Raw genomic sequence first — 13,831 nt, 5'->3', positions numbered from 1 at the left:
CTTTTTCTTTTTGAAATACTTTTTGAAATTCCTAATTGCATTACGAGTTGATTATACTTCGGATAAGGAAAATTATCAATAGTTTTTTTGCATTTTTTGCAAATTCTACTAAAAATGCGTAAATTAGACAATTTACCAATGGAAGCTTTCCAACTCCATCACACGCATTTAGTATAGTATAAATCCGAGGAAAATACCATAACATTTACCTGTGCATTTTCTTACGTAATTATTACAAAAAGCAAAGGTCTTTCGAAATTTGTACTTATATTTGTACAATTTGAGGGTAATAAAAAATGATACCCGATTTTTGGTATCAGGTACCATTTTTCTGATGCTCATTTTATTGACATTTATTTTGCCAAAACAGCGCTGTATGCTTCTGCCATTCCCTTGTCCTGGATTAAATCGTAGTATTCCTGAACCATTGGAATCATCTCGCTCAGGTCTTCGTGCCAGTAGTCTTCGCGCTTCATGATGTCTTCTACAGAGGCAGTCTTCATGAACGCAAGGATTTCTTCGCCGTCATTTGCCTTGTCGGTACGGTAGAAGGAAATCAGGGCTGCCATGGAGAAAGTCAGGGCTGCAGGGTATTTTCCAAACTTCTCTTTGTATTCCAGTATGGTTGGGAGGACACGTACCTGGAACTTGCTCACGGAATTAAGGGCAATGCTTAACAGCAGGTGCTTAATAAATGGATTGGAGAAACGCTCCAGCACAGCTGCGCCGAACTTACGGTTGTCTTCTGTATCCCCTATGGTAGGAATGATTTCTTCAAAGATGCATTTCTTAAGGAAGGAAGAAACTTTTTCATCCTTCATGCATTCACCTACCGTCTCAAGCCCATAAAGATATGCGCCTAAAACCATGGAGGTGTGGCCGCCGTTCAGGATACGGACCTTTCTCTTCTTATATGGATGCACATCGTCGGTCCACACAACATTGTAGCCGGCTTTCTGGAATGGAAGCTCGTCCTCATGATGCCCGCCGATTACCCACAGATGGAAAATCTCTGCTGTATCAATTAACTTATCTTCGTAGCCAATCTTTTTTGTCAGTTCTTCTACTTCATCTCTCGGATAACCGGTAACAATACGGTCTACCAGTGTGCTGCAGAAATCATTGTCCGTTTCAAGCCAATTTTTAAAGCCATCTTCCAGCTCCCAAAGATCTGCATACTGAAGAACGCATTTTTTCAGGTTGTCACCATTGTCATCAATCAGCTCGCATGGAAGGAGAATCAGACCTTTTAATCCTGCTTTGTACCTTTTATATAAGAACTGACACAATTTTGCAGGATAGGACTTGGGCGGCATATCGCTGAGTTTTTCTGTTCCAAGATATTCAATTCCGGCTTCTGTTGTATTGGAAACCAGTACCCTTAAGTCAGGGCTTTCTGCCAGGGCAATATACTCCTCATACTGTGTGTATGGATTCAGCGCTCTGGATATGGATGTCACATGGGTATGCTCATTAACCACTTCTCCATTATCAATGCCGCGGAGAAACAGATTGTATTCGCAGTTCTGGTCGGCCAGCATCTGGCACATTCCTTTTTCAATTGGCTGCACTACAACGATTTTTCCATCATATAAGCCTTTTTCCTGAAGTTTGTGGAAGAAGTAATCTACGAATCCACGCAGGAATCCGCCTTCGCCAAACTGGATAACTGTCTCTTTTACATTATTGCTCATGTCTGCTACCTCCATAGGATTAAGAATTGGATTGTTTTTTGTAAGTGCTTACATTTTCACATATGAAGCACTATCGCTTTATTTCTGAGATTACTATACAACATTATCTAAAAATATGCAAGGGATTTTAATGGAAAATTGTAAGTGTTTACATTTTCAAAAAAAAATCCTTATCCACTCACTCATACAGGAATCTTATATAAGTTCTTAACATCCGGCTTTTACATGTGATTTTTACAGGATTCTTATATGGGGTTTTGAAATACAACATTTTCCAACGAATCCAGTGTAGTGACATGATGACTTCTGGTAAAACTCCGCAGGATATTTTTCTGAGAGTGCAGGTAAAAAAACGGAGGCGTAGCGGACTACGCTGAGTATTTTTAACCCGTGCTATCAGGAAAATAGACAAGGCGGTTTGCCTGAATGTCATCGTGTCAGTACACCAGTGTATTTGACATCCCCGTCATCTAATAACTACGGTTCGGTATCATTTTTATAAACAAGGGTAAATCATACAATCCACCACACAAGCAATGCCACATGGTAGAAAAAACGACTTGAAAAGCTTGAACACAGCCAATACTATTTTAACCTGAAAAATAGGTAATATGACAAGCACGGTAATTGGCGGTTGTAAAATAAGTCCACAAAAAGCGGCCGCCAGATTTCTCTGACAGCCGCCTTGTTACAAGCTTTTTCAAGATGTAATGTTGAAGATATAAAGTTAAATTACTTCAGGGTAACCTTAGCGCCTTCAGCCTCTAATTTAGCCTTAACATCCTCAGCCTCATCCTTGGATACGCCCTGCTTGATTGCCTTTGGAGCGCCATCAACTACGTCTTTAGCTTCCTTAAGGCCTAAGCCGGTAACTTCACGTACAACCTTGATGACTTTAACCTTGTTTGGACCAACCTCGGTCAGCTCTACGTCAAATTCGGTCTTCTCTTCAGCTGCTGCTGCGCCAGCGCCTGCTGCTGCAACTACAACGCCTGCTGCTGCGGATACGCCAAACTCTTCCTCACATGCTTTTACTAATTCGTTCAGTTCTAATACGGATAATTCCTTGATAGCTTCGATAAACTCAGCGGTTGTTAACTTTGCCATTTTATGTTCCTCCTGTTTGATATTTAGTATTTGGTATTCGATATTACATGTTAAATGTTGTTTTAACTCATCTTCAGTCCCTGATGGGCCTGAATGATGTTCCAATCTTATTCCTTATCATTGATTATATATCTATTGATACTAATCGCTGATTCCTAATCAGGCAGCTGATGACGCCCCGCTGTCCCATGAAAAAGATAAGGTGATTATGCTTCTGCAGCCCCACCGTTCTTCTCCGCAATCTGATTGAGTACGCGGGCCAGGTTGGTGATAGGAGACTGGATGCTGCCAAGCAGCTTGCCCAGCAGGATTTCCCTGGATGGGATGGTTGCAATAACCTGGGTTCCGGCCTGATCGTAGTAGGTTCCTTCAACAATGGATGCCTTCAGTTCCAGCTTAGGTGCTGTCTTAGCAAATTCTGCTAAAATCCTTGCAGGAGCGGTCGCATCTTCCTTGGATACTGCTAATGCGGTCGGTCCTTCCAGCTGTGGTTCAAGTGCTGCAAATTCGGTTCCTTCTGCTGCACGCTTAATCAGGGTGTTCTTGTATACCTTGTAGGTCACACCAGCTTCCCTTAATTTCTTACGCAGCTGGGTATCCTGCTCTACAGTCAGACCGCGGTAATCAACGATGACTGCGCCTGCAGCGCCTTCAAGTACTCCCTTGATTTCGTCTACAACTGGCTGTTTTAATTCAACTTTTGCCATGAATGGTTTACCTCCTTATTTTATTCTTGCATTGAAAACCGTCATAGCATGGAATACATAAAGACCTCTCTGCCATATGGACAGAGAGGTCTGCAAAATCTCATCATAAATAATCAGAGTTTTGTATGTTCCTCGGCAGGCGGTTACGCCTTACACCTTACGGTACCTGCTGTCTCAGGGCATTCAATACTGTGGTATCATATCACATTGTATGATTGATGTCAAGCCTCATTTTACTGCGGGGTGACACCGTCTATATTACTGCAATCAATTAGTTGACCAGCTTACCTACATTCAGCTTAACGCCAGGCCCCATGGTTGAGGTCAGGGCAACGCTCTTAAGGTATGCACCCTTAACTGTGCTTGGCTTCGCTTTCATGATTGCATCAATAAGCGTCTGGAAGTTGTCCGCTAACTGCTCCTCTGTGAAAGAAGCTTTTCCTACTGGCACGTGAATAATGTTTGTCTTGTCAAGTCTGTATTCAATCTTACCAGCTTTGATATCGTTGATGGCCTTGGTTACGTCCATGGTCACGGTACCGGCCTTTGGGTTTGGCATTAAGCCCTTGGGTCCAAGTACACGGCCCAGACGGCCAACAACACCCATCATGTCAGGAGTAGCTACAACAACGTCAAAATCCAGCCATCCGTCGTTCTGGATTCTCGGAATCAGCTCCTCAGCACCAACGTAATCAGCACCTGCGGCCTGAGCCTCGTCAGCCTTTGGTCCTTTTGCAAATACTAAGATACGTACGGTCTTACCTGTTCCGTGAGGCAGTACAACGGCGCCACGGATCTGCTGGTCAGCATGACGTCCGTCACATCCTGTTCTGATATGGACTTCTACAGTCTCGTTAAATTTTGCAGATGCATTCTTCTTAACTAATGCGATTGCGTCTGCTACGTCATAAAGTGCAGTACGGTCTACATTCTTTATAGCCTCTGCATATCTTTTACCTGATTTCATTTTAATAACCTCCTAGTGGTATTGACGGGGAATCTCCCTCCCACGTTCATATAACGGGAAAATGCTCCAGTAACCCGGTGCCTTGCTCAAGGGCATACGGATTCATACACCAATTCTTATTCCTCGACGGTAACGCCCATGCTTCTTGCAGTTCCTGCAATCATGCTCATGGCAGCTTCTAAGCTAGCGGCATTTAAGTCTGGCATCTTGGTCTCTGCAATCTTCTGAAGGTCAGCCTTCTTAAGGACAGCAACCTTGTTCTTATTAGGAACAGCGGAAGCGGTCTTGATGTTGCAGGCTTTCTTAATCAGTACTGCTGCAGGCGGGGTCTTGGTGATGAAGCTGAAGCTTCTGTCCGCATATACGGTAATGACTACAGGGATGATCATATCGCCCTGATCTGCTGTTCTTGCATTGAATTCCTTGGTAAACTGAACGATGTTGACACCGTGCTGACCAAGTGCTGGTCCAACTGGTGGTGCTGGTGTTGCTTTGCCAGCTGGAATCTGTAATTTGATATATCCTGTTACTTTCTTTGCCATCTTAGGCACCTCCTAAAATTATGTGGTATTGTCGGGAATGTCCCTCCCACCAGCCCTTGCCCTGCAAAAGCTGATTCTTTGTGTTGCAAAGGACCGCCTACATCCTCTTGACTTCAGCAAATCCCAGTTCAACCGGTGTCTCACGGCCAAACATTTCTACATGCATTGTGATGGTTTTCTTGCTGTCGTTAATAGCCTTGATGGCTCCGACAGTGTCCTTCCATGCACCGGAGATAACAACAACCATATCTCCTACTTCAAAATCGACTAAGACGTCTTCTTCTCTCCTGAAGCCCAGGCTGGCCATCTCTTCTTCTGTCAGAGGAACCGGTTTGGAGCCCGGACCCACAAAGCCCGTGACACCGCGGGTGTTGCGCACCACATACCATGTGTCATCATTCATGACCATGTTGATGAGCACATAACCCGGGAACATCTTCTTGTCAGCTTTTTTCTCCACACCGTTCTTAAGCTCCACTACAGGAAGCATGGGTACGGATACCTCTAAGATCTGGTCCTGAAGGTTTCTGTTTTCAATTGTCTTCTCAATATCGACCTTGACTTTGTTCTCATAACCTGAGTAGGTATGGACTACATACCAATGTGCTTCTGACATACAATCACCCTCGCCTTTAATTCAATCCCTATCATGAGTTTGCTTCACTTTATAAAATAAAGCTTAAACCAAACTTCATGACCAGGTCCAGGACAGCAATTACCACGCCGATGAAGATTGACATGAACAGCACTGCCACTGTCTGTTTTGCTACTGTTTCCTTGTCAGCAAAGACGATTTTCTTGTACTCTTTTTTCAGCCCTTTGAAAAAGCTAGGCTTTTTCTCCTTCTTAGCTGATTTCTTCTCTGCCTTGTCAGCCTTGGCCGTTTTTTCTGTGGTTTCTACAGTTGACACTGTATTCTCTTCCATATTATCACGTCCTTTACTGAACAGGATTACTTGGTTTCCTTATGCATGGTATGTCTCTTGCAGAATCTGCAGTACTTCTTGGTTTCCATACGGTCCGGATGAGTTTTCTTGTCCTTAGTCATGTTATAGTTGCGTTGTTTGCATTCTGTACATGCCAGTGTAATTTTTGTGCGCACGACTTCCACCTCCACTTATATTATCGTAGTTCACATTTTGCTGCTTAGATACTTAATTTTGAGCATAAAAAAAAGACCTAAGCTCTTCCATTCGCCTGACTACTATACCATATATATGTCGATACGTCAAGGTTTTTTAGGTCTTTTTTCTGGCTGGTTCCCCATGTGTTCCGCATAGTTCCACATGGTTTCCGGATGTATTTTGTCCTGTCCTGTTTGGTTTTCCTTTTATTTATCCTGCTTCTTCTTTTGTCCTCTATCCTTTTGTCCTGTCTCTTTTTGTCCTATCCTGTTTCCCCTTCTATGGCGAAGACAGAAGACCGTCCCCCCTGTGAGGAGGATTACCGCTGCGGCCATTACCGTATATTGCAGCTTTTTGTCCGGGCCTTGATTTTCCTCCGGCTCACCGGGCAGGCCGGATTCCATATTTTGGATATCATTTTCTTCCATCAATTCCGGTTCCTGGACGGGTATTGCATTTTCACCATCATCTTCCTGGGCCTCACCGGCTTCCCCTGCTGATATGCCGCTTCCGGCAGCCATGGCATTAGATGGCGTGGCTGTGGCAATGGGTCTGGTTGCTATTGGGGATGACTGGGATGGCTGGGACGGCAGGGATGGCGTGTAATGATTCCTGCTGCGGCCTCCTCCCCGCCGAATCGGGCCTTCCGGTGCATCAGTTTCCCCTTCCGCACTGCCTCCTGTGCCGGAGGAATTGCCATAGGAGATGCCTTTACCGCTTCCGTATGAATTATAGCTGTTTCCGTATCCGCTTCCCCCATAACCACCCCATCCGTAGGAGAAGGTCAGGCCCTGTCCGGTATAATCCGGTATGGCCACCCTTATCTTGGGGGTGTCGATGGCTCCGTCCGGCCATTCTATTCTGGCCTTCACATAAAATGAGCGGTTATCTGACTGGAAACGGTAGGTCAGGTATTCATCCTCCACAATACTGCGGTTCAGGATATTGCCTGGCTCCTTCAGGAAATTCTCATATTCTGCCGTGCCCTGGCCGCCTTGGGCAACGGATGTCTCCACACGGTTCTTTTCCTTTGTCCATGACTTTCCGTCTTCACTGCGGTAAATGTACAGGGCGGTGATATCAGGGGGCAGGTTCTGGAACCGCAGCCTGGCGGTTCCGCTTCCATCTGCATTGATGTTCATGAGCAGGGCTTCCGTGAGATATGTTTCCGGATTCTGCCCCGGGGGTTCCGGTTCTGGCTGGGGCTCGGTTTCATCCGGCGGAACAGGCTCAGGAAGAGGGGCAAAATATAACGGACTGCCTTCATTGAATTCCGGGCTTACTTTTATCTGCTGCTCCTTATTCCTGCAGACAATGGCCGGGGTATCCGGTTTTGTATTGTCCAATTTTATTTTTCCCTGGTTTAAATTCAGTTTTCCATTGCCTTCCACTGAAATCAGGCGGTCCGGCCCGGTAATGAGCAGATTGGGGTCATTGATGATAAGGGAACCATTGCCCCTAATCCTGATAATGCCGCCTGACCCGTCTTTTTCCCTCTGGATTTTGATTTGGACCGGGCCATGGTTTGGATTCCGGGCCGTATTGCGGTTTCCGGTCTTTACGGTCTGGTCTGAGTAACGGTTAGCTCCGGCTCCATCAGTTATGGGCGCTCCCAACAATATGGTTTCATCCGTAATGACCAGTTCTTTGGAGATAACACCAATCTTATTATCTGTCCCTGTTTGGCGACTATACCATTCATTCAGTTCAGCAGGGGTATTTATTTTCTCTTCTGTTTCCGGTGTTCCAGTTTCCTGCTGCACGGTTTCCTGAGCAAAAACAGATGTTCCGGGCAGTTTTCCGCTTCCCGGCAACCACAGGCAGATGGATGCAAGTATTGTAGCTGCAAGTATGATCTTGCCTCTGTGCAGCATTGACACCAGCTTCGCCTGTTTGATATTTTCAGGCATTGGCACCGGAGACATTTTCTTAATCCCTTCGGTTCTGTTCTGTACCATACGCATTGTCCTTTCTATATGTATCTTTTATTATACTGTGGGCAATATGGGGCGTCAATGCATGCTTTCTTACGGTTTTTGTATTGAAATCCAATCGTGAAACACGGCCACGGAAGCGGGGCGGCGGGAGGGGGGGTGGATTCAGGGGATGGATTCAGGGGATGGATTCAGATGATGGATTCAGATGATGGATTCGGGTCATGGATTCAGATGATGGATTTAGATGATGGATTTAGATGACGGATTCAGACTACGTTTTAGAATTGCAGGGTTTTAATGTTTACTTATTACTGCCCATGTCCGATAAAAATCGTGACAAAATACACATGTTCCATCCCGGCTTTTTTCAACACCCGTGTACATGCTTCAATGGTGCTTCCAGTGGTATAGATGTCATCTACCAGGATTACGGAATGGATATTCGGGGGAATGTGTCCTGCTGTAAATGCCTGTTCCAGGTTTTTCAGGCGGCCTGATGGGTCTAATGATTTCTGCGGGGCAGTCTTTTTGCTGCGTTTCAGGATTGATCTGTCTACAGGTATTCCTGTCTTTTCAGACAGCCGCCATGCCAGTTCTTCTGCCTGATTGAATCCCCTTATCCTTAAACGGGACGGATGGACCGGGACAGGTACCAGGACGTCTGCCTTCATACGCAGGATCCGCTTCCCCAATCCCCTGAACATGGCTTCACTGTAAAAGTCCAGGTATTCGCGCTTGTTGTTGTATTTTATCTGAGCCATGGACTTACTGGCAATGTCATCATAATTAACCAGGGAAAGGCCGTAATCAAAGCTCCTTCTGTGCTTTGTACAATCATAACAGTACTCAATGGTGTCGCTTAGTACCTCCTTTCCGCATTTTTTGCAGGTTGGCCTGTGCACCCAGGACAGTTTTTTCATACATTCAGGGCAGATGAGATTGCCCCTGGGCATGACAATCCGGGCGCAGACAGGACACCGGCGCGGGAACAGGAGGTCTAAGAGATGGCTGGTGATTGATTGGATTGGGTTCATTTTCGTGGTTCTCCGTTTTGTATGGATTGTTTTGTCTTCTCATGGGATATGTTTGACTTCATTGACAGCCCGGTGGGCTTAGGTGTCTTAGGTGTGTGGGTATAGATATAGGAATCCAGAATTATGATGTGGAATTTTAATGTCAGAAGGGACATCTGGGGTATATTGATTACACTAACACAGATTTCTTGTAAAATCAACTGCTTATAAAGCTGTAGCAGCTTTGTAAGCAGTTATAAATCCTGCTAAAGCTTTGTAATACCTTTTAAAACCGTGTGATGCCTGCTAAAGCTCCATAAAGCCTTCTAAAACTTAAAAATGCCTGCCAAAGCTTTGCACATCTTATTTTCCAATCAGATGATACAGAAGGAATGCTAATAAAATAACTGAACCTGACTTGATGCAGACCTTGGACAAAAATAAAATGAAGGAGATTCCTCCTGGCAATACAGTAACACAAATAAAGGATTTCCGGGATTCATCGTCCCGGAAACCTTATCCTGTCCATTATTCACTTATCCTGCCTACTTTCATCCAACAGTCCCATAAGTCCATGAACCAGTACTTTTCCCATCCTGGCGTAGCGGCATATCGTGCGGGATGGTTTTTACTGGATGCAGGCAGCAATTTCTACCATAAATAGACAATCTCACTATGTTAATCTTTATCTTGCCATTCATCCTAGCCTTCCATCTCATAAATCTCCCGTATCCGTACCTTCAGCCCGGAGTACCGCTTCTGTTCCACGCAGTTACCCGCCATGGTGTAAAAGGCGTCCGGCTGGCCCACCAGGCATACGCAGGCGCGGGCACGGGTCACGGCCGTGTATATGAGGTTGCGGGTCATGAGCATCCTGGGACCGTTGTACATGGGAATGATGACGGCCGGGTACTCGCTTCCCTGGGATTTGTGGATGGTGATGGCATAGGCCAGTTCCAGCTCCTCCAGCTGCTTGAAGCTGTATTCTATCTTCTTGCCCTCGTCAAACTCTACGGTGAGAAGTTCCGCGTACTCGTTAATCTCACGTATGATTCCCACATCCCCGTTAAAAATCCCGGCGCCGCGGTCCGTAGGGATGCCGTATTTGTTGCAGACCTCCCACTCCATCTGGTAGTTGTTCTTTATCTGCATCACCTTGTCGCCAACACGGTAAATGATTCCGCCTGCTTCCCTTTCCTTTTTTGACTTATCCGGGGGATTCAGGTAGTTCTGGAGCACCTGGTTCAGCCGTTCCACCCCAAGGGCGCCCTTGCGCATGGGGGTCATGACCTGTATGTCAAATGGCTGGGCATGGACATAGCCTGGCAGCTTCTGCTGAATCAGCGTGATGGCGGCGCTTATGACAGCGTCCGGATTGTCCCGCCGGATGAACAGGAAGTCATTGCTGCGTTTTGCCAGGTCCACACGTTCCCCTGCATTGATTTTGTGGGCATTGACCACAATGTCGCTTTGGGCTGCCTGGCGGAAGATGTTGGTCAGTTTGACCACATTGAAGCAGCCGGAATCTATGATGTCCCGGAGCACATTGCCCGGACCCACGCTTGGAAGCTGGTCCACATCGCCTACCAGGATCAGACGGGTGCCCACATTGACGGCGCGCAGCAGGGAGTGCATCAGGCTTATATCCACCATTGACATCTCATCGATGATGATTACGTCCGCATCCAGGGGATTTTCCTCATTCCGGTCAAAATGCATGCCGGAGGTGCCCATTCCTGATTTATCATTGTCCCCGCCCGGCGGGCCTGATGGCACCAGTTCCAGCATGCGGTGGATGGTCCTGGCCTCATAGCCCGTGGCCTCCGTCATGCGCTTGGCTGCCCGTCCGGTCGGCGCTGCAAGGAGTATTTCCATGCCCTCCATCTCAAAATACCGGATAATGGTGTTGATGGTGGTCGTCTTTCCGGTGCCGGGGCCGCCTGTGATGACTAAAAGCCCGCTGTTGACAGCTTCGTAGACAGCTTTCTCCTGGAGGCTGTCCAGGCAGATGGAATCCTGGGTCTGACGCTCCTTATCCTGGGTTAGCTGGGTCTGGTCTGCCTGGGTCTGGTTTTCCTGGGTTCGGGCCTGACGGGCCTGGCTCTCCTGGGCCTGGATTTCCTGGACCTTCCTGAGGTTTTCTTTTATCTCCGCCTCAGGCGTGTCGCCTTTGATGTTCAGGTCGTGAAGCATCCTGGCGGCGTTCAGTTCAAGATAGTAATACTGGGAGGAGTAGATTACCGGGCCCTGTTCTGCCTGCTTTACGACCACCCTGCGGTCAATCTGCATGTCCATCAGGTGCTTTTCCATGGCTGAGGGATCCACCTTCAGAAGTTCGGATGCCTGGGCAAACAGCTCTGCCTGGGGCAGGTATGTGTGGCCGTTTGAGGTGGCCTGGAGAAGGGTGTACAGGATTCCGGCCTTGATGCGGTAGTCGGAATCCGTGAAAATGCCTACCCGCTCCGCTATCTCGTCAGCCATCTTGAATCCCACGCCGGGGATGTCATCGGCCAGGCGGTAAGGATTTTCCCGGATGATTCCGTAGAGGGTTGGCCCGTACTGCTGGTATATCTTGGCTGCCAGGTTCATGGTTATGCCATAGTTCTGAAGGAACATCATGGCCTGGCGCATGTCTTTCTTGTCCTCCACCTGCTCCGCAATGGCCATGGCCATCTTTTCACTGATGCCCTTGACCTCTGATAAGCGTTCCGGCTCTTCCTCCATCACCCGGAAGGTATCCGCCTTAAAGTGGCGCACGATCCTGGCAGCCAAAGCGGCCCCGATGCCTTTGATTGCACCGGAGCCCAAATACCGTTCCATGGACAGCTCGTCCTGGGGTGTTTTCATTTCGTAGCTCTCTATCTGGAGCTGTTCGCCGTACACAGGGTGTTCCGTCATATGGCCGCTGGCTTCTATCATGTCGCCTTCTGCCGCATAGGCCAGGGTTCCCACCATGATGACTTCATCGCCGTCATTCTGGTCCGTGACGCTTAAGACCGTGTATCCGTTATCCTCGTTGCGGAATTTAATCCGCTCTATGAATCCTGTAATCGTTGCCATATTTTTAACCGAAAGAACCCGGAACGATATGCATGTCCGGGTTCTGATTCTTAATAGTCTTCTCTGCTGCTTCCGCCCATGGATGCTTCCATCATCATATTCATTCCGTGGGCAAATTCAATGAACTTACCTGTTCCGATTGCCACTGCCGTCAAGGGATCTTCCGCAATCATGGTGGTGATGCCTGTCTTTTCCTCAATCAGGGCATCCAGACCGCTGAGCAGGGAACCGCCTCCTGTCATGACAATGCCTCTGTCAAAGATATCTGCTGCCAGTTCAGGCGGGGTGCGCTCCAGCACGTTGTGCACCGCGTCTACAATCTGTAAGGCCGGTTCACGCAGGGCTTCCAGTGTCTCGTCCGAGGTAACCACGATGGTCTTGGGAAGGCCGGTTACCAGGTTGCGTCCCCTTACCTCCATGGTAAGGACTTCGGGCCTGCGGTATGCGGCGCCGATGTTAATCTTGATTTCCTCAGCCGTGCGCTCACCGATGAGAAGGTTGTGCTTTTTCCTCATGTAGCGCACCAGGGCCTCGTCAAAGTCATCCCCGGCAATCTTGATGGATGTGCTCACAACCGGGCCTCCCAGGGAAATGACCGCGATATCGGCTGTACCGCCTCCGATATCCACTATCATGTTGCCGCAGGCCTTGCCTATGTCAATCCCTGCGCCGATGGCTGCCGCTACCGGCTCCTCAATGATGGCAACCTCACGGGCGCCTGCCTGGTAGGTTGCATCCTCCACTGCCTTTTTCTCAACCTCAGTGGCACCGCTGGGGATGCAGACACTGATTCTTGGCTTGCGCAGCGTCTTCTTGCCCACTGCCTTGCTGATGAAGTATTTTAACATTTTTTCTGTAATGGTATAATCGGAAATAACGCCCTGGCGCAGAGGACGCACGGCAACGATGTTGCCCGGGGTACGTCCAATCATAAGACGTGCTTCTTCGCCGATTGCCATGATTTTGTTAGTGTCACGGTCAATGGCCACTACGGACGGTTCTTTTAATACAACACCCTTGCCCTTAATATACACAAGGATGCTGGCTGTCCCTAAATCAATTCCAATATCATTGGACATCATCGAAAACATATAGATAATTCCTCCTCGCTATCCATACCGGCGCGCAGGCTTATGGAACCTGTTTTCCCGGAACGGCTGCTCAATTATTCCTAAAGTCTGGCTGCTTGTTCTGTTTTGCTTTTATAGCATTGCTTCTATTATATACAATATTGTAAAGTTTTCAAAGGGTTTTTTTCTTTTTTATTTTCTTTAGGTTTTTTTTATGTTGCGGACATATTTTTGTCACAATTATTGCTTATGATTATATCAAGTTCACCGAGAGGTGGACGAGGCCTTTGTTTCAAGTGATTACTTGAAATCACAAAGCTTTTTCATACTCATACCGGACGAAGAAATTCGTCCGGCCCCCCTAATAACATTTTCTTTTTTATATACCTACCATTCCCACGCAGGCCCTGGGCCATGCGGAAAAAACAAAAAAGAACGCTGGCTGTGGAGACACAGGGAGGCGTTCTTTTTTGCTGTTCCCCATCATGATAGCCACAAGATAGCCACAAATAGGTAATATCCGCTTTCTTTTTGTCCACGGCCCATCCCCCCACCTCTTACATTTTCCGAAGATATAAATTAGTATTAAAAATGGAAAATTTAACCACTA

14 protein-coding genes and 1 other annotated feature are annotated in these 13,831 nt (G+C 47.2%); of the genes, 1 reads left to right on the top strand and 13 read right to left on the bottom strand.

Translation table 11 applies throughout. From position 1 onward, the window contains the following. Positions 1-353: 353 nt before the first annotated feature. The 9 genes from LK536_RS42870 to LK536_RS42830 form a co-directional block, all read right to left on the bottom strand. Positions 354-1,694, bottom strand: coding sequence for a tagaturonate reductase (locus tag LK536_RS42870; protein ID WP_025483962.1), 1,341 nt, complete (start codon positions 1,692-1,694; stop codon positions 354-356). Between the two features lie 732 nt (positions 1,695-2,426). Next, entirely contained in the window at positions 2,427-2,801 is a 375-nt protein-coding gene (rplL, locus tag LK536_RS42865) for a 50S ribosomal protein L7/L12 (protein ID WP_117563000.1), read from the bottom strand. Between the two features lie 206 nt (positions 2,802-3,007). Continuing rightward, positions 3,008-3,508: a 50S ribosomal protein L10 gene (gene rplJ, locus LK536_RS42860; protein ID WP_008726242.1), complete on the bottom strand. Its 501-nt coding sequence runs from the start codon at positions 3,506-3,508 to the stop codon at positions 3,008-3,010. A gap of 49 nt (positions 3,509-3,557) precedes the next feature. After that, positions 3,558-3,705 (bottom strand) — a sequence feature (ribosomal protein L10 leader region). A gap of 74 nt (positions 3,706-3,779) precedes the next feature. Beyond that, positions 3,780-4,475, bottom strand: coding sequence for a 50S ribosomal protein L1 (rplA, locus tag LK536_RS42855; RefSeq protein ID WP_008726240.1), 696 nt, complete (start codon positions 4,473-4,475; stop codon positions 3,780-3,782). A 116-nt stretch (positions 4,476-4,591) separates the two neighbouring features. Further along, a complete protein-coding gene (gene rplK, locus LK536_RS42850) occupies positions 4,592-5,017 on the bottom strand; it encodes a 50S ribosomal protein L11 (RefSeq protein WP_008726238.1) in 426 nt (141 codons plus the stop codon). Positions 5,018-5,114: 97 nt separating this feature from the next. Next, on the bottom strand, positions 5,115-5,633 hold the full coding sequence (nusG, locus tag LK536_RS42845) for a transcription termination/antitermination protein NusG (protein ID WP_008726236.1): 519 nt from the start codon (positions 5,631-5,633) through the stop codon (positions 5,115-5,117). Positions 5,634-5,682: 49 nt separating this feature from the next. Further along, on the bottom strand, positions 5,683-5,943 hold the full coding sequence (gene secE / locus LK536_RS42840; protein WP_008726234.1) for a preprotein translocase subunit SecE: 261 nt from the start codon (positions 5,941-5,943) through the stop codon (positions 5,683-5,685). A 26-nt stretch (positions 5,944-5,969) separates the two neighbouring features. Continuing rightward, complete coding sequence (rpmG, locus tag LK536_RS42835; protein WP_008726232.1) at positions 5,970-6,119, bottom strand: 50S ribosomal protein L33; 150 nt, start codon at positions 6,117-6,119, stop codon at positions 5,970-5,972. 228 nt (positions 6,120-6,347) lie between these two features. Further along, complete coding sequence (locus LK536_RS42830; protein WP_227794382.1) at positions 6,348-8,099, bottom strand: hypothetical protein; 1,752 nt, start codon at positions 8,097-8,099, stop codon at positions 6,348-6,350. A 96-nt stretch (positions 8,100-8,195) separates the two neighbouring features. On the opposite strand from LK536_RS42830, the gene LK536_RS42825 reads away from it, so the two are divergent. Next, the gene (locus tag LK536_RS42825) at positions 8,196-8,339 is read left to right on the top strand and encodes a hypothetical protein (protein ID WP_506092148.1); all 144 of its coding nucleotides are present in this window, start codon (positions 8,196-8,198) and stop codon (positions 8,337-8,339) included. 47 nt (positions 8,340-8,386) lie between these two features. Here LK536_RS42825 and LK536_RS42820 read toward each other — a convergent pair whose 3' ends face one another. The 4 genes from LK536_RS42820 to LK536_RS42805 all read right to left on the bottom strand — a co-directional run bounded on the left by LK536_RS42820 (position 8,387) and on the right by LK536_RS42805 (position 13,760). Continuing rightward, positions 8,387-9,112 carry a ComF family protein gene (locus tag LK536_RS42820; RefSeq protein WP_025483970.1) on the bottom strand — a complete coding sequence of 242 codons (726 nt, stop codon included), beginning with the start codon at positions 9,110-9,112 and terminating at the stop codon, positions 8,387-8,389. Positions 9,113-9,793: 681 nt separating this feature from the next. Beyond that, positions 9,794-12,151: an SF1B family DNA helicase RecD2 gene (gene recD2 / locus LK536_RS42815; protein WP_227794384.1), complete on the bottom strand. Its 2,358-nt coding sequence runs from the start codon at positions 12,149-12,151 to the stop codon at positions 9,794-9,796. Between the two features lie 50 nt (positions 12,152-12,201). Next, entirely contained in the window at positions 12,202-13,233 is a 1,032-nt protein-coding gene (locus LK536_RS42810) for a rod shape-determining protein (protein ID WP_474911818.1), read from the bottom strand. Between the two features lie 317 nt (positions 13,234-13,550). Then, on the bottom strand, positions 13,551-13,760 hold the full coding sequence (locus LK536_RS42805; protein WP_506092147.1) for a hypothetical protein: 210 nt from the start codon (positions 13,758-13,760) through the stop codon (positions 13,551-13,553). Positions 13,761-13,831: the final 71 nt, after the last annotated feature.

Origin of the sequence: Clostridium pacaense (assembly GCF_020709765.2) — a bacterium.
Classification (GTDB): domain Bacteria; phylum Bacillota; class Clostridia; order Lachnospirales; family Lachnospiraceae; genus Enterocloster; species Enterocloster hominis.
Note: the sequence above shows the minus strand (reverse complement) of the source record. Positions and strands in the feature narration are given on the sequence as shown.